The organism is Paenarthrobacter nicotinovorans, from assembly GCF_007670255.1.
Classification (GTDB): domain Bacteria; phylum Actinomycetota; class Actinomycetes; order Actinomycetales; family Micrococcaceae; genus Arthrobacter; species Arthrobacter nicotinovorans_B.
In genome coordinates this window covers 1-16,557 of record NZ_SZVS01000019.1, presented here as the reverse complement: position 1 = coordinate 16,557, position 16,557 = coordinate 1, and the positions used below count along the sequence as shown (strand labels likewise).

Genomic DNA, 16,557 nt, shown 5'->3' with positions numbered 1-16,557 from the left:
AAAACGGTCCATGAAGGCAAGTTGCCTAGGCGTTCCCGTCCACAGTGACCACGATCTTGCCACGGGTGTGGCCATCCATGTTGAGCCGGAACGCGTCCGCCGCATCAGCCAGCGGGAAGGTTTCAGCTACCTCAACCTGGAGTTTCCGCTCATCCACCAGATCGGCGAGCTCTTGCAGATCCGCCCCGACCGGGTTGACCCACATCCAGGTGCCCCCGTGCTCTTCGACATCGCTGTCGGCAATGGAGGCGTGCCGGCCATTCTCCTTCAGCACCTCAAGGGTTGTTGAGAGGTTGCCGCCCACGAAGTCCGCAACGACGTCGACACCATCCGGGCGGAGTTCCCGCACCCGGTCCGCCAGCCCTTCACCGTACGCAACGGGTTCGGCGCCAAGCGACCGAAGGAAGTCGTGGTTCTTCTCCGAAGCAGTGGCGATGACTTCCGCACCGAGGGCCTTCGCGATCTGGATGCCGAGTGAGCCGACACCACCGGAACCGCCGTGGATCAGCACGGTCTCCCCGGCGGCGAGTTCCAATCGCCTCAGGACCTGGAAGGCAGTCAACCCGGCAAGTGGCAGGCCAGCGGATTCGTTCCAGTTCAGGCTCTCTGGCTTGCGGGCCAGGAGCCGTTCGGGCAAGGCAATGTACTCGGCGAAGCTGCCACCGTGGACGAAGTCCTTGCGGCCGTAGGCGATCACCTCATCGCCGGGCTGGAAGTGCGGAGCGTCAATACCCACCGACTCCACCACCCCGGCAACATCCCAGCCAGGAATTGCCGGAAACTGGATGTCCATGAGCGGGTCAAGGTACCCGGCCATGATCTTCCAATCCACCGGATTCACTGATGCGGTCTTGACCTTGACCAGCACCATGCCGGGGCCGACCTTGGGCATCGGCTGCTCGGTGATTTCCAGGACATCCGGGTTTCCGTACTTGCTGTAAGTGATTGCCTTCATGTGAGTGCCAACTTCCAGTTGCGCCCGGCTATTCCTGTGCCTGACTATCTGCTGCCTTAGTCGAAGAAGCCCACGATGTACCCGATGAAGTAGAGCATGGAGAGCAAGACGAAGACGCCGATGATCGCCATCCACACAACCTGGCTGCCCTTACGGGGCCCGCCCTCATCGTGGCCCTGCGGTCCGGCCGTGGATGATTCGCCTGGCGGGGTTTCACCCGGAGGCACTCCCCCACCTGGTTCCAGTCCTGTGATCTTGTCCTCGTACGGGTCCGGATTGGGTCCTGACACGTTCACTCCCCTGGGTAGCAGTGGTGACGCCTTTGATCCAGCGTAGCGAACCACGGGCCAGAACCACAGCAGCCTTACAAATTCGGGAAAACTCCCGTCAGCGCGCCCACACGGCGTCCCGCGTCGCCGTCCGCAGTCGGTACAGCGATGTCGTCGCAGTGATGTAGAGGTCATGGCCATCGGGGCCGCCGAAACAAAGATTCGAGACTCTTTCCGGAAGTTTGACGGCGGCCAGCAGACCGCCGTCGGGCGCGTAAACCCGCACGGACGCACCCGCCGAAGTCCACACCCGGCCCTCAACATCAACCCGGAAACCGTCCGAGGCCCTGTCATCCTCGAGCTCCACGAAGGTGGTTCCGGAGCCGCACACGCCGTCCTTCACCGGATACACGGCCATCCGCAACGGGACACCATGCGAAGGACCTGCCGTGTCCGATACGTACAGCAGCGATTCGTCCGGGGAAAAAGCCAAGCCATTGGGATGGACCAGGTCAGTGATCACCGGCCTCAGCTCCCCGGTGGAGGGGTCAAACCGGAAGACGTAGCAGCCACCGTATTCCTGCTCTCCCTCGTGGCCTTCCACCGTGCCGGGAAGGATGCCGTAAGGAGGGTCGGTGAACCACACAGTGCCGTCGCTGGCGACCACCACGTCGTTGGGCGAGTTGAGGCGATACTCACCGAACGAGTCGACGATAGGCGTGACATCGCCGTCGTGATCCCGCTCGACGCGTCGGCGGCCGTGGCTGCACTGCACCACGCTACCGTCGTGGTCGAGCGTGCGGCCGTTGGTGTACTCGACGGCGGTGGCGTACTCGCGCGTGGCGCCTGTGGAGGGATTGAACTCCAGGATGCGGTTGTTGGGGATGTCGCTCCAGCGAACCGTTTGCGATTCCGGAATCCAGACCGGCCCCTCGGCCCATATTGTGCCTTCGAAGAGCTTTTCCAAGGTGCCGGTGATCAGTTCATCCATGCGTTCGAGACTAGTCCTCCACAGCTCCCGAGGTGGCCTTTGCGTCGGCTGGTGTGTTGGCGTCTGCCCGTTGCGCACCAGGCATGGCGATCACGGCCACCACCGTGAGCACGGCGCTGACAAGCACCGCCACGAACACCGCGCCGGAAGCGTTCACCGTGGTTTGCGGATCGGCTCCACCACCCGGGCCGCCGGCGTAGATGGCGTTGGCGATCGCGCCGAAAACCGCGACGCCCAGTGCGCTGCCGATCGACCGGGCGAAGAGGTTGGTTCCCGTCACTACACCGCGTTCGTTCCATTCCACGCTCGACTGGGCAGCGATGAGGCTGGGAGTGGCAACCAACCCCAGGCCCAAACCAACAACGAAGCAAGACAACGCCACCCAGACGACGTTGGGCGACGAAGCCGTGAACGCCAGCACCGCCGCGCCGGCCACCGAAATGGAGATCCCGATCAAGGCCGTCCGCTTGAACCCGATCCGGAGGTAGAACCGGCCAGCCTGGGAGGCGCTGATCGGCCAGCCCAAGGTCAAGGCCGCCAACGCCAGGCCGGCAAGAATCGGAGACGTCTTCAGCGCTCCTTCAAGGAAGGTTGGGACGTACGAGGTCAGGCCCAGCATCACTGCGCCCACGCCGAAGGAGATCAAAGCAGTGGTTGCCAGGAGCCGCCGCGAGACCACCCACGCCGGCAAAATCGGCTCCGCAGCCCTGCGCTCGGCAAGCACGAAAACACCGAATAACGATGCACCCACTGCGAAGACGGCGATGCTCACGGGCGAGTTCCAGGCCCAGGCTTGGCCACCTTCCAGCGCTCCGAGAATCAGCAGGCTCAAGGAGACCGTCAACAGGGACGCTCCCAGGTAATCGATCCTGTGCTTGGCGCGCTCGACGTTTTCGTGGAAGGTACGCACCAGCATCCAACCGGCCAGGAAGCACAGCGGAATGTTGATCAGGAAGATCCATCGCCAGATCCCCAAGGACGCAAAAACACCACCCAGGGTTGGCCCCACCACGGAGGAAATGGCCCACACACTGGCCAGGTAGCCCTGCACCTTGGCGCGTTCGGCAAGGGTGTAGATGTCGCCGGCGATGGTGATGGACACCGGCTGCACCGCTCCGGCGCCCAGGCCTTGAAGCACACGGAAAGCAATAAGCGCAGGCATGCTCCACGCCAGCCCACACAGGATGGAACCCAACAGGAACAGGCCAATTCCGCTCAGGATGAGCGGCTTGCGGCCCAGCATGTCCGAGAGCTTGGCGTAGATGGGGACCGACACCGCCTGCGCCAACAGGTACGCCGAGAAGAGCCACGGGAACGAACTGAAACCGCCGATGTCCTCAACGATGGATGGCACGGCCGTTGCAACGATGGTTGAATCGATCGCCACCAGGCCGGTGGAGAGCATCAGGGCAATGAGGATGGGGCCACGCTTGGAACGGAACCCAACGCCGTCGGCAGTTTCTGTAGTCATATGTCTCGTTCCCCGTCGTCAGCTCGTTACGTTCGTTCCCGGGGCAAGCCCCACAGGGGGTAACGGTACGGGTGGCGGAATTAGTCCCGGGACGCGGAAGAGCACGACGGCGGGTGGTTGGGTTGGGGGCGGTGGGTAAGCTCGACTCGGTTTCAGGCGTCAGGGTTCTTACGGAGGAATTCCCGGAGGCCGGGAATGGCGTAGTTGATTTTGCCGTGTCCCGTTGATTCGATGAATGCGCCGGTAGCAGTCTCAGCAATGACCGCCCAGCCGTGTTGTCGAGCGACGTCGTGGGCTGCACCCAGCATCACCGTCTTGCCGATGCCCCGGGCGCCGGTGAAGATGGACAGGAGCCCCGGGGCGCCCGAGCCGAGTTCGAGTCCGTACTCGAATTCGTCCAGAAGGCCGGATCGGCCGATCACTTCCGGCGGGGTGGCTCCGGCTGTGGGCCTAAAGGGATTCTCGGTCGTGGGCACGTAGCAGTCCTCCCGGTCAGACTCAGGTGAATTTGGGTGAATTTGGTGAATTTGTGCTGCGGGGTGAATTTGGTGAACACTCCGCATGCTAGCGCACCCGGGGCGCCGGTGATTTCGCCACACGAACGGGAGTCCATTCTCCATATTTTCCTTAACTACCCGGCTAATTAACCATCCAGTAAACTAACCCTATGAACAGTGCACCAGGCGTGCTGGATGCAGCCTTTGCCGCCCTCGCGGATCCGACAAGGCGGGCAATCCTGTCGACCCTCGCCCACGGCGACGCCACGGTTTCGGAACTAGCGGCCCCTTTTGCCATGTCGCTGCCGGCCATATCGAAGCACCTGAAGGTCCTGGAGGCCAGCGGCCTCATTTCCCGCAGCAGAAGCGCCCAGTTCAGGCCATGCCACTTGGAAAGAGCTGTCCTTGACGACGTCGATGACTGGATCCAGGAACACCGCAAGGTATGGGACGAGCGCCTGGACAAGCTGGAGGAGCACCTCAAGAACCTTCAAGAAGGCGAGGACGGCCGGAATGGGAAGTAGCACCCGGAACGGCCAAACAGGACTGAGCTTTGAGCGGGTCTTCGACGCCCCACCAGAGCTGGTCTTCGCGTGCCTGACACAACCAGGGCATCTCAGTCACTTCTGGGCTCCCCTGGGAGCAAGCGCACCCGTGGAAGAAATCAGCATCGATCCGCGCCCCGGCGGGCGATTTGAAACACTCATCGTGAACGACAGCTCGGGCGCGACCTACGCGACACGTTCGGTCTTCCTGGAGGTCCACGCACCGACGAGCCTGGTGTGGCACGAAGAACACTCAGGCATGACCGTCCGCATCACCCTCTCGGCACTTCCGGAGGGCAAGACCCTCTTCCATCTGCACCAAACAAACGTGCCCGACATCGTCAGGCAGCCCCGGAACCAAACCGGGTTCAAGACAACACTCGACAAGCTCGCAGACTATGTCCACTCCCTGGCGCACGGAGGTCACCAATGATTACAACGACATCGCTCGACGGCACTACCCTGGCAATCGACACCACCGGCACTGGACCGGCACTCATCATCGCGGCGGGGGCTTTCTGCGACCGGCAGTCCAAAAAAGGCCTCGCCGCACTGCTCGCGGATAGATTCACTGTCCATGAATACGATCGCCGCGGTCGTGGTGACAGCGGTCCGCTGGGAGAGAACTCCGTTCAACGGGAAATCGAAGACCTCGCCGCCGTCGTAGCCCGGATCGATGAAGAACCATTCATCTTCGGAGATTCGTCCGGGGGCGCCCTCGCCATCGCAGCCGCAGCCGCCGGGGTCGGATTCCGCAAGATAGCAGTCTACGAGCCGCCCTTCACCCCAGGACCCAGCAATGACGTCGCCGAGCAGCTGTCATCCTTGGTTACCGAAGGGGACAACTCAGGGGCAGTGGAGCTTTTCCTGGGACTCATGGGAACGCCTGAACAGGCAATCCGCGGAATGAGGCAAGGGCCCTACTGGGGGCACCTCGAAGCCCTGGCCCACACCTTGCCCATCGACGTCAGGCTATGCAACAACGGGCAAGTTCCGGAGGAGCAGCTTGCCAGGATCCAGGCCCCTTTGCTGGCCATCGCCGGCGGCAACAGCCCGTGGGCCCCCGACGTCATGGCAGCAGTTGCCGACCACGCACCGCACGGGGAATCGCGTGTTCTCGCCGGCCACGGCCACGCCGTTCCGGACGAGATTCTCAGTGAAGTTCTTAGCGCTTATTATGGCGCGGAGAACCCGAAACCCTAAAGCTCCGACAAAAGCGTTCGCGCGGACTCCAGGTAGGCAGTCTCCGCCTCTTCGCCTCCGAGAGCAGCCTGAACCGCGAACCCTTGGATCAGCCCCATGATGGCAGGGGCGAGCCGGCGGGCCTGCTCGGCCGCGGCGTCATGCGGACTGGATGGACTGGACACGCGCAGCCAACCCTCAAGGTACTTCTCTATGTGCCCCCGGATCTCGGCAAGGATTTTCCGCGCAACGACGCCCAGTTTGTCGTTGCGGACGGCCTCGCCCCAGACCTGCACTGCTACGCCGGGAAAAAAGTCCATCTGCGCCAGCCCCGTCATCAAAGCCGTCACGGCCTCTTTGGGCGGAGGCACTTCTCCCCCGCTGCCGAGCCGCTCAAGAGCTGCCATGCGCTCTTCGAAGACCAGCCGACCAGTGTCGACAATAAGTTCTTCCTTGCTTCGGTAGTACACATAGACCGCGCCCGCAGAAAGTCCTGCCTCGGCGATGATGTCCCCCATGGAAACGCTGGAGAAGCCCTTCTCCGCGACGCACGCAAGCGCGGCCCGCTGAATGCGCTCACGCATCCCCGCACGATGTTCCTCGGTCACTTTTGGCATGACCCCACCGTACCTGAAAAAGAAAACGAACGATCATTCTTGACGCGGAAACCACCGCGGTCCCACAATGAAGAACGAACATTCTTTTTTCAAAGCTCCTTGAGAGGAGAGCCCGATGACAAGCGCGCACACCCCCTGGCCCCACGCCTTGCGCACCGCCTTGCTCGCGGCCGTCGCAGTGTGCACCGTGCTGCTGGCGTTCGCGTGGCCGAGCGTCACGGCCAAAGTCCAGAACCTCCCTGTTGCGGCCGTGGGCAACGAGGAACAGATCTCCCAAATCACGTCCAAGGCCCCTGCCGGGAGCCTGGACCTGCGCACAGTGTCCGCCCGGGATGAAGCAGTCGAGCTCATCAAACAGCGCCAGGTTTATGGCGCGATCGTCCTGGGCCCCTCGCCGGAGATCCTCGTCGCCAGCGCCGGGAGCCCAGTCGCATCGCAAGCCCTGAGCCAGATGGGTGCCCAGATGCAGTCGCAGATACAGACGCAGGCGATTACCAAGCTCCAAAGTGCGCTCACACAGGCAGCGCAGGCAGCCGCCACTGGCCAGGCACCACAGGCGGGACAAACCGGACAGCCCCCAGCAAAGCGGGCAAGCGGCCGCGGTCCCCCAGGTGACCATCACCGACGTCGTACCGCTTTCATCTGACGATTCACGCGGAACCGGGCTGGCGGTCGCAGGGCTGCCGCTCGCCATGGGAGGCATGATCGGCGGCGTCCTCATCTCGCTGCTTGTCTCCGGAACGTGGCGCAGGCTTGGAGCCATCCTGGCCTACGGCGTGATTGCGGGGCTGGGACTCGCGGGCATCCTGCAGGGCTGGTTCCACACCCTCCAAGGCAGTTTTTGGCTGAACGCGTCTGCCATTGGCCTGGGCGTCATCGCGACGGCGGCGATCATCGTTGGCCTCAACGCGCTCATCGGCAGGGCAGGCATCGCGGTAGGTGCGGTCATTACTCTCTTCATCGGCAACCCGCTCTCGTCCTTGACCCAGCCCAAGGAATTCCTTCCTGCACCCTGGGGCGAGGTGGGCCAGTGGCTGGTTCCCGGGGCTTCGGGAACCCTGCTGCGCGATCTCTCCTATTTCCCGGAGGCCTCCGCGGCGTTCCCTTGGCTGGTTCTGGGCGGGTGGGCCGTGCTCGGGGCGGTCCTTATCGCCGTCGGGCACTTCCGAAACGCCCCTGCCGCGGTGGCCGCCTGACAGCACCGACAGCACTGACAGCCATACTGCGCTATGAAGCCGGAGCCGACCTCCTGCGGCGCCATACGCTGCGCACGTGCTGGTGGAGCGTCTTCTTGCTGCGACGACTCACCATGATGACGCACGCCACGCCGGTCACCAGGACCACCGCACCGCCCCCTGCAACCGCCCAACGCGCCCCGAACTCCGTACCGATCCACCCCATGAGGGGAGAGCCGATGGCGGTGCCACCCTGCAGGATGGCAAGGTAAAGAGCCAGGACCCGCCCACGGAACTGGGGCTCGACAGAGAGCTGGATGGTGGTGTTGCAGCTGTTGAGGAAGGTAATGGAGGCAAGGCCAACGGGAATCAGCGCGGCGGCGTAGATCCAGAAGTTCGGTGCGATGCTTGCCAGCAAGGTGAAGGCACCCAGGCTCAGGGCGCCACCGAGCAGGAACCGCAGACGCGGGCCCGACCGTCGGGCGGCGAGCAAGGCCCCTGCAAGGGTTCCGATGGCCATGATGGAACCCAGGAGGCCGAACTCCTCAGGACCCATTCCGAACTCCGCTGTTGCCATCAACGAATTGGTGACCGGGAAGTTCATGCCGAACGCTCCAAGCAATCCCACCATGACCATGATGAGCACCAGATCCGGCCGTTGCCGGACGTAGCCGAGCCCATCCATGAACTGATGCTTGCCGCGCGCCACTGGCGTCGCGGGCTCCAATTCGGAGGTCTTGACGCGCATCAGCGAAATGATGACCGCGACGAAGCTCGCGGCATTGAGGAGGAACACCGGTCCGGTGCCGATCCAGGCAATGAGCACGCCGGCGATCGCGGGGCCCGTGAGCCGCGCGCTGTTGAACGACGCCGAGTTCAGGGCCACGGCATTGGCGAGCTTGTCCGGGCCTACAAGTTCCGAGACGAAGGCCTGTCGGGCCGGTGCATCCATGGCCGCCGCGAGGCCCAGGGCAACTGCGGCAATGTAGACGTGCCACAGCTGGGCAACCCCGGTCACTACCAGGAGTCCGACTACGAGGCCACAGATCCCCATGGCCGCCTGGGTCCAGAACAGGATGACGCGTTTTCGGTAGCGGTCGGCCAGCACTCCCGCATAGGGGCCGAACAGCAACATGGGAAGGAACTGCAAAGCCGTGGTGACACCTACGGCCGTTCCGGAATGATTCGTAAGAACGGTCAACACCAGCCAGTCCTGGGCAACCCGCTGCATCCACGTACCGATGTTGGAGACCAGGGCGCCGCCGGCCCAAAGGCGGTAATTGGGACTTTCCAGAGCCCTGAACATGGCACTCATTTGGCGCTCATTTCCTGCATGATGCGTGCAGCGCGGCTGAGTACCAGCCGATCCTCTTCGCTTAGCCCCGCGACACGCTGGGCCAACCACGCGGTCCGTTGGCTCCGGGCTTCAGCCAGGACGGCCCGCCCCGGTTCGGTGATGCTGATCTGGACCTGCCGCCCGTCTGCGGGGTTTGCCTGCCGCGACACGAAGCCCTGCTCGGTCAGTGCATTCACGATGCGGGTCATCGAGGGTGCCTGCACGTGCTCGCGATCTGCCAGCTCCCGGAGTGACTGCGGCGCGACGTTCAGGTGGGCCAACACCGTGTATTGACCGGGAGTGATGACATCGCCGGTTGCTTCGATGCGAAGCCTGCGGGATGTGCGCATCACGGCCGTTCGCAGGTCTATGGCGAGGGTATCCGGTTGGATGTCGGGGTCGATTGCTGGGTTTGCTGCCGCGTTGGCTCCGGTCACTGGGAGGCGCCTCCTATGCTTGGCATAATAGTTAGCAGTGCTAATTAGCTCCGCTAACTATTATGCTCCTCTCATCAGCAACCTGTCCATGGAATGTGATGAGGGCTATGCGGGGCGTTAAAAGAACGACGGCGGGCCGCCCCTAAGGTTCCCAGGAACCCAAGGTTCCGGAAAGCTTAAAGACGGCCCGCCGTCGTCGTTGATTCAGCCAGCTGCGGCGGCAGGCCTTAGTCGTTGATGAGGTCGTGAACCACGATCGTCTGGTCGCGGTCCGGGCCGACGCCGATCGCCGAGAAGCGTGTGCCGGAGAGCTTCTCGAGGGCCAACACGTAGTTGCGGGCGTTCTCGGGGAGGTCTTCCAGGGTGCGGGCGCCGGTGATGTCCTCGGTCCAGCCGTCGAAGTACTCGAAGATCGGCACTGCGTGGTGGAACTCGGTCTGGGTCATGGGCATTTCGTCGTGACGGACGCCGTCAACGTCGTAGGCAACGCAGACGGGGATCTGCTCGATGCCGGTGAGGACGTCCAGCTTGGTTACGAAGTAGTCCGTGAAGCCGTTGACGCGCGAGGCGTGGCGGGCCAGGACGGCGTCGTACCAACCGCAGCGGCGGGGACGGCCGGTGTTCACGCCGAACTCGCCACCGGTCTTCTGCAGGTACACGCCCATGTCGTCGAACAGCTCCGTGGGGAACGGTCCGGCGCCGACGCGGGTGGTGTACGCCTTGATGATGCCGATGGAGCGGGAGATGCGCGTGGGCCCGATGCCGGAGCCAACGGAAGCGCCGCCAGCCGTCGGGTTGGAGGAAGTCACGAACGGGTAGGTGCCGTGGTCCACGTCCAGGAACGTTGCCTGGCCGCCTTCCATGAGCACAACCTTGCCCTCGTCCAGGGCGTTGTTGAGGACAAGAGTGCTGTCGATGACCAGCGGGCGCAGGCGCTCTGCGAAGGAGAGGAAGTACTCCACGATCTCGTCAGCGATGATGTCGCGGCGGTTGTAGACCTTGACCAGGAGTTCATTCTTCTGGCGCAGCGAGCCTTCCACCTTCTGGCGGAGGATCGACTCGTCGAAGACATCCTGGACGCGGATGCCAAGGCGGGCCACCTTGTCCATGTAGGCCGGACCGATGCCGCGGCCGGTGGTGCCGATCGCGCGGCTGCCGAGGAAGCGCTCGGTGACCTTGTCCAGAACCTGGTGGTACGGGGCGACGAGGTGGGCATTGGCTGAAACGCGCAGGCGGGACGTGTCCGCGCCACGGGCTTCGAGGCCGTCGATCTCCTGGAACAGGGCCTCAAGGTTCACCACGCAGCCGTTGCCAATAATGGGAATTGCGTTGGGGCTCAGGATGCCCGCGGGAAGGAGCTTCAGCTCATACTTCTCACCGCCAACAACCACGGTGTGCCCGGCGTTGTTACCGCCGTTGGGCTTGACCACGTAGTCAACGCGGCCACCGAGCAGATCGGTTGCTTTGCCTTTGCCTTCGTCGCCCCACTGGGCTCCGACGATCACGATAGCGGGCATGGGATCCTCCCCCATTCTTTTCGGGCCAAGCCGGTGTGGCCGGGCGCCGTACATGAGAACGCCCCGATGCTTACTGGTGCAGCCCACCCGAAGGCAAGGCGTACGCAAGAGGTTCGGGGCTCTTACCAGCCAAGTTTAGCCGATGGCAACGGTTTCTCTGGTGTTTGGCCGCCGTTGGGGTGCAGTTATGAAGAAGTCAAGGAACCTTCAGGGTGGAAGGACCCGCCGACGAACTGCCCAGGGACAAGCTCAGCAGGCCGGCACTGTCCACGAGCCCCACGCGGATCGCGGAAACCTTGTATTCACCCGCTGCGGCCGTCACATCCGCCGGCTTGGTACCGGACCAGCTTTGATCGGGTTGGACGTTGACGTTGATGGCCACCAGGGTGCGGACTGCTGTGAGGACAGGTCCGACGGCGTTGATCACCGGCGTGATGAGCAACTGCAGGCTGGCGCCCAGGTTCGGGATGAGGCCGGCGTTGAAAATGGTGGCGTTGAGCACGTTCTTCACCACGTTGTTGCTGCCGGCGATCAGGGCCGAGGTGATGGGCCCCAGCAGGGCCGCAACCACACCTCCCAAGTCAAGGCCGATAACGTTGGCCGTCACCTGGGGCGCCACGGCGGCGCCATCAAGGAAGTCACCCAGAGATATGCCTGTGGTGGCGCCGGTGGCCGAGCCCATCTTGACGGCGATGGTGGCCGCGTTGACGCCGGCCAGTTTCAGGGTGATGTTGGTGGTGGCGTTCAAAGTGATGGCACGCAGCGCGGTGGTCAGCGCAGCCAATACGCGGTTCTTCCATGCATCCAGCAACGCAGTCACCCTGCTGGTAACGGCCGTTGTCATGGCGGCGTCCAGAACCACCGCATGATTGGGCTCCATCCCATTCAGTCCGGTGGTTGTGCTTCCCGTCAGGGATGCGATGTCGACCTTGACCGTCCCGTTCCCAAGGTTGACGGTGACAATGCCATCGGTCATGGACTCGGTCATCATCGCGGTGACGCCGCTCAGATTAGGGGCGGACAGCGTTGCCGAAGTGCTGATGGACCCAAGTGACAGCGACCCCAACAAAGGATTAATGAGGGCAGAGATACCGTCGGAGATCCCCGTCGTCAGCCCGCCAGTGCCGAGCAAGGCATTCAGCTGCGTCGGGACAGCCCCCACCAAGGAGGCCCCGCTGGTGGACAACGTCCCGACCGCGGGAATGGCGGCCGTCAGGTCCAGCCCGGCTATCCCGTACTGGCGCTGCACCGTGGGGCTGGGATTCAGCATCGGCCACCCGTTGGTCATGACACAGGAATCAACCGCCGACGACGAAGCAAGCGCTCCGACGTCCAGCGTCACCCCGGACAGTGAGGCCGGAACGATACTGCCCAAGGAAATACTGGCTGATTTAGGCGCGGTGGCCGCTCCTTGCGAGGTGCCGGCAACGTCGACGGCGCCGGTCTGGTCGGACACGAGACCAGAGGCTCCGTGCGCCTGCCCACTCTTCTGCGAGCGCGCCCACTGCGTGTAAGTACCAAGGCCGCCCACCGGAGCCCCGAGCCCCAGCCCAACATTTACCGGGCTGCTGCCCAATGCCGTCACCGGGATCTTGGTGACGTAGGCATCCGTTGTTCCAGGCACCAGGACGGCAGACAACGGCGTGGGCGTGGCGGTCGTTCCGTTGTTGACCACAGTCAGCCCCTGGACGCCGGCCACAGTATCCAGGTTGGTGTTCAGCACGCTCCCGTGCAGCTGCCGGGACCAGGCCTGGTTGGTGAACATTGAGTTGGTTGTGCAGTCGCCGGGCGAACTTACTCCGACGGCGCTGCGCACCCATTCGTTGTCCGTCCACGCGGCTGTGGTGATGCTGGTTGTCGCGGCCACAGCGATGGCGGCAACTGCGGCGACAAACATGGACCGGCGTGGCCGTTTCAGGAAAGCCCCTCGGACGGCCCGGCGCCGGGGCTTGTCCAGGGCGTGCCGGGGCGTCATGTGCTCTGCTCCGTGGTTTCGCGGGGCCGTTTCACCAGCGCCAACACGGCTGTTCCCAGGAGGAGCAGGGCACCACCGGCGAACAGTGCCGGAAGGGACGATGTTCCTGTGTTTCCAAGGGGCTCCTTGCTTCCGCCACCGGCCACCGGAGGCTGTGAAGGTGCGCTGCCGCCGTCGTCGTCCCCCATGGCGCTGATCCCGATCCCCAAGGTGAGCGTCGCACCCTGGGCGGGAGCGGCGTCGGCGGGTCCGGCAAGGGTGAAACGGAGGTACGGTGACGTCCCGGCGCGGAGGTCGCTAAGGGGGATGCGCAGTCCTTGGTCCCATTCGCCGAGGCGGGTGGTTTGGACCCTGGGCGTTGAGCCGACCGGGCATTCCAGGCGCTGGTTCAGTCCGCTGTCGCCCTGCCACGGGGTCGGACATTCATCAACGGTGATCGCGTAGCCGCTGGCGGCTGCCAGGCTTCCCGTCGCGGTGAGTTGGAGCGAGGACGTGGCTTCAGGTTTTTCCAACGACAACCCAATCTGCCACACGAACGAATCCCCGGGGGCAAGCTGCGGGAACTCCAGCGGATACACGGACGAGGAAAGCCGCAGGAGCCCCGGTGTTCCGTTCTCGGGTACGGGAATGAGGTGGTCGGCAGCATGGGCGGGAACGGCGCAGCTCAGTACACTGACGACGGCGACACAGACCGCCGCCGCTGTCCTCGCCACCCTGCTCCACTGCTTCACCGTTCCTTCACCTCCCTGTTGACACCACACCTTTGTGCCGGGCAACCCGTTTTGGCCAGTAAGCCCACACCACCAGCCCGGCAACCGCCATCGTGGCAGCTCCGATGAAACCCGGGCCCCGCATCGCCATCACCCAGGAACCCACGGCCGGTACCGTCACCAGTACTTTTTGGGCAGTCTCCACTTGGTACGGCAGCGGATCCTCGGAACTGTTCGCATCGCCCTTGAGCCGCAATGAAGCACCGGTTCCGGACGGTTCCACGGACACCACACGGTGGGTGACAAGAACGCCGGACTCGGCCCGCTTCACGGAAACGACGTCGCCGGGGGCCAGTTCCGCGGCCTGCACCTGCACGGTGAGGGACAGGGCCCCCACCGGATAGTGGGGCTCCATGGACCCCGTCCTGAAGACGACAAACGATGCTTTGTAGACGAATCCAAGGACCAGCGCCAGAATGCACACCAGCCCAAGCACGGCCACCAACGTCAGGGCAATCTCACGGGAAACCTTGAAGATGCGGGACAGGACGGCCCAGAAGCCCGCCCCTCCTAAGGCAGGGGCCGTAGGGGGCAATGGGGACGAGCTTCTGGTCCGGGTCAACGGCTCTGGCACAGAGCTGTCTTACGAGCCGACGATGCTCGTGAACCTCCACAACGGAACCGTCTGCTTTCCCTGCAACGTCACGTCGGTCACCGAAGCCGGGAGGGTGATGGCGAAGCAGAGGTTCACCGCGGCGCCCGCTGTTGCTGCGTCAGCACCCTTCGGCAGCGAAATGGGAGTGGCGGAAACGGTAGTCAGCGGAACGCTGGCTCCCGCGGAACCCACCACGTCAGTGCCGCCGGTGAGAGTACCGGCCGCGCAGTTCGCCGGGGTGACTCCCTGAACCGCACGGTAGGTCAAGGCATTGTAGAGGGCCAGGGAGTTGGTGGCGGTGTCCACTCCGTTTCCGCCGAGCTTCACAGCCTCAGCCAGGGTGGCCGTGAGCGCTTCCGAGCCAGCGGCTGCGCGGAGCTGCATGGGAGCGTAGGCCGTGTCGCCGGGCTTCAGGGCTGCGGAGATGGCGCCGAACGTCAGGGCGCCATCAGTGGCCGAACTCGGCACCGTGGGGATGTTTGGCTTGTCGCTCCACGCATCGGCGCCGGTTCCGTTGGTGTTGCTGAAAGTGTTTTGCTCCATGTGGTAGCTCAGCGTTCCCGGCCCGTTATCCCCACCGGAATTGCCGAAGACCCACTCGTTGTCCGTCCAGGCGGCCAGCGTGAACGCGGCTCCCACACCCAGGACGAGCCCGCCGGCAAGAAGCGCGCGGACCTTCGTAGCCTTATTGGATGACATCTTTGAGACCATTATCTAACCCCCACGGTTGACGATGCTGAGCTGGTGGGGAGGCCTGACGGTTTCCCCCGAAACCAGTAGTTTCACCGTCATTATCCGGGCAGAAAAAGCAGCACCCGGAGAAGGTGCACTTTAGGGTTAATGCAGGGGTTCGACGCCGGTGCGGAGCCCCAGGGCAGCTTAGCTGCCGGCCACGAATTCGAGGGCTGCTTCTGCGAAGGCGGGCCATTCCGTGTGCGAGCTGAAGGGAACTTCAACCCAGTCCTTGAAGGGGCGGTTCATGCCGGAAGGATCAAAGAGGGCAGCTCCCGGCAGGGCCAAGGCACGCGCGTGTTCGGCGGTCTCCTTGCCCAGTTTGAACGTCACCTTGTCGCCGTTCAGGCAGGCCAGCGCCTTCTTGCCCAGCATGAGCGAGCTTGCGCCGAACATCTTCCCCATGACCACTCCAGCCGGGGCAAGGTCGGCACCCAGTTCCTCGAAAGCGGAAACGGCGGCAGCGGGCGACACTTGTTTCTCCATACCGGGCATCTTGCCGGAAGGACGCACCGGCGTCGAGAGTTGCTGCCGGGAGCGGGCGGCAGTGCCGCCGAGACGCCCGCCACGTTTCCGATGCAACACGCCGTGTCGCATTCGGTGGCGCGCCGGGACGGGCCCGGGAGAGGCACTGAGTCCGGTAAGGTTAGTTAGCCCCCAACAGCACCCTTCCAGGTTTCGCTGCGGCATGCCCGCGGCCCCTGCGTTCCGGTGCGCAGTAACACCTAGGAGACCTAACCCCTGATGCAAGAACTGGCGACTGAATCACCCGAACAAACCCTCTGGAACCGCCGGTACGAACCGCACATCGCTGAGGTCAACGAACTGTGCGACTCCATCAAGGAACAGAAGCCGGGCAGCGAGGTCCTCTACATCGATCCCGCCCACAGCATGGATGACTGCCGGATCGTCAGCCTTTTCTCCAACCAGCGCACCACCTCCGGTGAGGGCTTCATCACGCCGGGCGACGCGGAAGCCAGCACCCGCATGCTCGGAATGCAGTGGCAGCTGGGCCTGCGTCCGGAACTCGTGATGCCGTGGAACGCTTACCCGTGGATCGAACCGAACGAGGAACCGGGCAAGCTGACCCCCGCCAACATCACCGAAGGCCTCAAGCCCCTTTTGCGCCTGCTGCAGCTGCTGCCGCGCACCTCTGCCCTGGTGGCCCACGGCAATGAGGCACACCGCCTGGCCGACCAGCTCATGAAGGCCGCACCGGCAAGCATCGCACGCCGCGGTTTCAAGACCTTCAAGGTCCGCTCGCTGGGTGGCCGCTCCTTCGCCGGAACGCCCGAGCGCCAGCAGGAATACCTGGACGCCATCCACGGGGCCTACGCCGAAGCCATGGCCCGCACGGGCATCCCCCGCAAGTCCTGACCCAACTGGGGGACAGCAAACGCTCCACTGACGCGTCATTGGAGCTGTGGAGTCTCATGACTTAATGGACAGTTCTGTCTCATGACTTCGTAGACACTCTGTCTCAGGACATCGTG

20 protein-coding genes are annotated in these 16,557 nt (G+C 63.8%); 6 read left to right on the top strand and 14 right to left on the bottom strand.

Annotation, left to right across the window (positions count from 1 at the left end; translation table 11 throughout):
- Nucleotides 1–25 precede the first annotated feature (25 nt).
- The 5 genes from FDP28_RS20020 to FDP28_RS20000 all read right to left on the bottom strand — a co-directional run bounded on the left by FDP28_RS20020 (nucleotide 26) and on the right by FDP28_RS20000 (nucleotide 4,162).
- Nucleotides 26–955, bottom strand: coding sequence for an NADP-dependent oxidoreductase (locus FDP28_RS20020; RefSeq protein ID WP_144663360.1), 930 nt, complete (start codon nucleotides 953–955; stop codon nucleotides 26–28).
- Between the two features lie 56 nt (nucleotides 956–1,011).
- The gene (locus tag FDP28_RS20015) at nucleotides 1,012–1,245 is read right to left on the bottom strand and encodes a DUF6480 family protein (protein WP_144663359.1); all 234 of its coding nucleotides are present in this window, start codon (nucleotides 1,243–1,245) and stop codon (nucleotides 1,012–1,014) included.
- A 97-nt stretch (nucleotides 1,246–1,342) separates the two neighbouring features.
- Nucleotides 1,343–2,215 (bottom strand): SMP-30/gluconolactonase/LRE family protein, encoded by an 873-nt coding sequence (locus FDP28_RS20010; protein ID WP_144663358.1) that lies wholly within the window; start codon nucleotides 2,213–2,215, stop codon nucleotides 1,343–1,345.
- Nucleotides 2,216–2,225: 10 nt separating this feature from the next.
- The gene (locus tag FDP28_RS20005; protein ID WP_144663357.1) at nucleotides 2,226–3,686 is read right to left on the bottom strand and encodes an MFS transporter; all 1,461 of its coding nucleotides are present in this window, start codon (nucleotides 3,684–3,686) and stop codon (nucleotides 2,226–2,228) included.
- A 152-nt stretch (nucleotides 3,687–3,838) separates the two neighbouring features.
- Complete coding sequence (locus tag FDP28_RS20000; RefSeq protein ID WP_260842555.1) at nucleotides 3,839–4,162, bottom strand: ATP-binding protein; 324 nt, start codon at nucleotides 4,160–4,162, stop codon at nucleotides 3,839–3,841.
- 191 nt (nucleotides 4,163–4,353) lie between these two features.
- Between FDP28_RS20000 and FDP28_RS19995 the strand changes: the two genes are divergently transcribed.
- From FDP28_RS19995 to FDP28_RS19985, 3 genes are read left to right on the top strand one after another with little or no spacing between them, the layout of a single operon-like run.
- Nucleotides 4,354–4,707 (top strand): ArsR/SmtB family transcription factor, encoded by a 354-nt coding sequence (locus tag FDP28_RS19995; protein WP_144663356.1) that lies wholly within the window; start codon nucleotides 4,354–4,356, stop codon nucleotides 4,705–4,707.
- The gene (locus tag FDP28_RS19990; protein WP_186313730.1) at nucleotides 4,697–5,161 is read left to right on the top strand and encodes an SRPBCC family protein; all 465 of its coding nucleotides are present in this window, start codon (nucleotides 4,697–4,699) and stop codon (nucleotides 5,159–5,161) included. The genes FDP28_RS19995 and FDP28_RS19990 overlap by 11 nt, the downstream gene beginning before the upstream one ends.
- Entirely contained in the window at nucleotides 5,158–5,931 is a 774-nt protein-coding gene (locus tag FDP28_RS19985; RefSeq protein WP_144663354.1) for an alpha/beta fold hydrolase, read from the top strand. Before FDP28_RS19990 ends, FDP28_RS19985 begins: the two co-directional genes overlap by 4 nt.
- On the opposite strand, the gene FDP28_RS19980 is transcribed toward FDP28_RS19985, so the two are convergent.
- The gene (locus FDP28_RS19980; RefSeq protein WP_144663353.1) at nucleotides 5,928–6,527 is read right to left on the bottom strand and encodes a TetR/AcrR family transcriptional regulator; all 600 of its coding nucleotides are present in this window, start codon (nucleotides 6,525–6,527) and stop codon (nucleotides 5,928–5,930) included. The two genes, FDP28_RS19985 and FDP28_RS19980, sit on opposite strands and share 4 nt — an antisense overlap.
- Nucleotides 6,528–6,642: 115 nt before the next feature.
- On the opposite strand from FDP28_RS19980, the gene FDP28_RS19975 reads away from it, so the two are divergent.
- Both FDP28_RS19975 and FDP28_RS19970 read left to right on the top strand, forming a co-directional pair.
- The gene (locus FDP28_RS19975; RefSeq protein WP_144663352.1) at nucleotides 6,643–7,173 is read left to right on the top strand and encodes a hypothetical protein; all 531 of its coding nucleotides are present in this window, start codon (nucleotides 6,643–6,645) and stop codon (nucleotides 7,171–7,173) included.
- On the top strand, nucleotides 7,139–7,723 hold the full coding sequence (locus tag FDP28_RS19970) for a hypothetical protein (RefSeq protein WP_144663351.1): 585 nt from the start codon (nucleotides 7,139–7,141) through the stop codon (nucleotides 7,721–7,723). Before FDP28_RS19975 ends, FDP28_RS19970 begins: the two co-directional genes overlap by 35 nt.
- Nucleotides 7,724–7,754: 31 nt before the next feature.
- Here FDP28_RS19970 and FDP28_RS19965 read toward each other — a convergent pair whose 3' ends face one another.
- From FDP28_RS19965 to FDP28_RS19930, 8 genes are all read right to left on the bottom strand, one after another.
- On the bottom strand, nucleotides 7,755–9,017 hold the full coding sequence (locus FDP28_RS19965; RefSeq protein ID WP_144663350.1) for an MFS transporter: 1,263 nt from the start codon (nucleotides 9,015–9,017) through the stop codon (nucleotides 7,755–7,757).
- A complete protein-coding gene (locus FDP28_RS19960; protein ID WP_260842554.1) occupies nucleotides 9,014–9,475 on the bottom strand; it encodes a MarR family winged helix-turn-helix transcriptional regulator in 462 nt (153 codons plus the stop codon). Before FDP28_RS19960 ends, FDP28_RS19965 begins: the two co-directional genes overlap by 4 nt.
- A 227-nt stretch (nucleotides 9,476–9,702) precedes the next feature.
- Nucleotides 9,703–10,992 carry an adenylosuccinate synthase gene (locus tag FDP28_RS19955; RefSeq protein ID WP_144663349.1) on the bottom strand — a complete coding sequence of 430 codons (1,290 nt, stop codon included), beginning with the start codon at nucleotides 10,990–10,992 and terminating at the stop codon, nucleotides 9,703–9,705.
- A gap of 196 nt (nucleotides 10,993–11,188) precedes the next feature.
- Nucleotides 11,189–12,967 carry a choice-of-anchor G family protein gene (locus tag FDP28_RS19950; protein WP_144663348.1) on the bottom strand — a complete coding sequence of 593 codons (1,779 nt, stop codon included), beginning with the start codon at nucleotides 12,965–12,967 and terminating at the stop codon, nucleotides 11,189–11,191.
- The gene (locus FDP28_RS19945) at nucleotides 12,964–13,698 is read right to left on the bottom strand and encodes an LPXTG cell wall anchor domain-containing protein (RefSeq protein WP_144663347.1); all 735 of its coding nucleotides are present in this window, start codon (nucleotides 13,696–13,698) and stop codon (nucleotides 12,964–12,966) included. Before FDP28_RS19945 ends, FDP28_RS19950 begins: the two co-directional genes overlap by 4 nt.
- Nucleotides 13,699–13,705: 7 nt before the next feature.
- Nucleotides 13,706–14,272 carry a signal peptidase I gene (locus tag FDP28_RS19940; RefSeq protein ID WP_260842553.1) on the bottom strand — a complete coding sequence of 189 codons (567 nt, stop codon included), beginning with the start codon at nucleotides 14,270–14,272 and terminating at the stop codon, nucleotides 13,706–13,708.
- Between the two features lie 48 nt (nucleotides 14,273–14,320).
- Nucleotides 14,321–15,031 (bottom strand): SipW-dependent-type signal peptide-containing protein, encoded by a 711-nt coding sequence (locus FDP28_RS19935; protein ID WP_260842552.1) that lies wholly within the window; start codon nucleotides 15,029–15,031, stop codon nucleotides 14,321–14,323.
- Nucleotides 15,032–15,211: 180 nt separating this feature from the next.
- Nucleotides 15,212–15,550, bottom strand: a complete 339-nt coding sequence (locus FDP28_RS19930) for a hypothetical protein (protein WP_144663345.1) — start codon at nucleotides 15,548–15,550, stop codon at nucleotides 15,212–15,214.
- A gap of 258 nt (nucleotides 15,551–15,808) precedes the next feature.
- On the opposite strand from FDP28_RS19930, the gene FDP28_RS19925 reads away from it, so the two are divergent.
- On the top strand, nucleotides 15,809–16,441 hold the full coding sequence (locus FDP28_RS19925; RefSeq protein ID WP_144663344.1) for a uracil-DNA glycosylase family protein: 633 nt from the start codon (nucleotides 15,809–15,811) through the stop codon (nucleotides 16,439–16,441).
- The last annotated feature ends 116 nt before the right edge of the window (nucleotides 16,442–16,557 follow it).

Bases quoted from the DNA above. Each gene is read 5' to 3' on its own strand.
- FDP28_RS19955 (WP_144663349.1), bottom strand. From the start codon at position 10,992: ATGCCCGCTATCGTGATCGTCGGAGCCCAGTGGGGCGACGAAGGCAAA.
- FDP28_RS19935 (WP_260842552.1), bottom strand. From the start codon at position 15,031: ATGTCATCCAATAAGGCTACGAAGGTCCGCGCGCTTCTTGCCGGCGGG.
- FDP28_RS20020 (WP_144663360.1), bottom strand. From the start codon at position 955: ATGAAGGCAATCACTTACAGCAAGTACGGAAACCCGGATGTCCTGGAA.
- FDP28_RS19930 (WP_144663345.1), bottom strand. From the start codon at position 15,550: ATGGAGAAACAAGTGTCGCCCGCTGCCGCCGTTTCCGCTTTCGAGGAA.
- FDP28_RS20005 (WP_144663357.1), bottom strand. From the start codon at position 3,686: ATGACTACAGAAACTGCCGACGGCGTTGGGTTCCGTTCCAAGCGTGGC.
- FDP28_RS19925 (WP_144663344.1), top strand. From the start codon at position 15,809: ATGCAAGAACTGGCGACTGAATCACCCGAACAAACCCTCTGGAACCGC.
- FDP28_RS19985 (WP_144663354.1), top strand. From the start codon at position 5,158: ATGATTACAACGACATCGCTCGACGGCACTACCCTGGCAATCGACACC.
- FDP28_RS19975 (WP_144663352.1), top strand. From the start codon at position 6,643: ATGACAAGCGCGCACACCCCCTGGCCCCACGCCTTGCGCACCGCCTTG.
- FDP28_RS19980 (WP_144663353.1), bottom strand. From the start codon at position 6,527: ATGCCAAAAGTGACCGAGGAACATCGTGCGGGGATGCGTGAGCGCATT.
- FDP28_RS19950 (WP_144663348.1), bottom strand. From the start codon at position 12,967: ATGACGCCCCGGCACGCCCTGGACAAGCCCCGGCGCCGGGCCGTCCGA.
- FDP28_RS19990 (WP_186313730.1), top strand. From the start codon at position 4,697: ATGGGAAGTAGCACCCGGAACGGCCAAACAGGACTGAGCTTTGAGCGG.
- FDP28_RS20010 (WP_144663358.1), bottom strand. From the start codon at position 2,215: ATGGATGAACTGATCACCGGCACCTTGGAAAAGCTCTTCGAAGGCACA.
- FDP28_RS19965 (WP_144663350.1), bottom strand. From the start codon at position 9,017: ATGAGTGCCATGTTCAGGGCTCTGGAAAGTCCCAATTACCGCCTTTGG.
- FDP28_RS19995 (WP_144663356.1), top strand. From the start codon at position 4,354: ATGAACAGTGCACCAGGCGTGCTGGATGCAGCCTTTGCCGCCCTCGCG.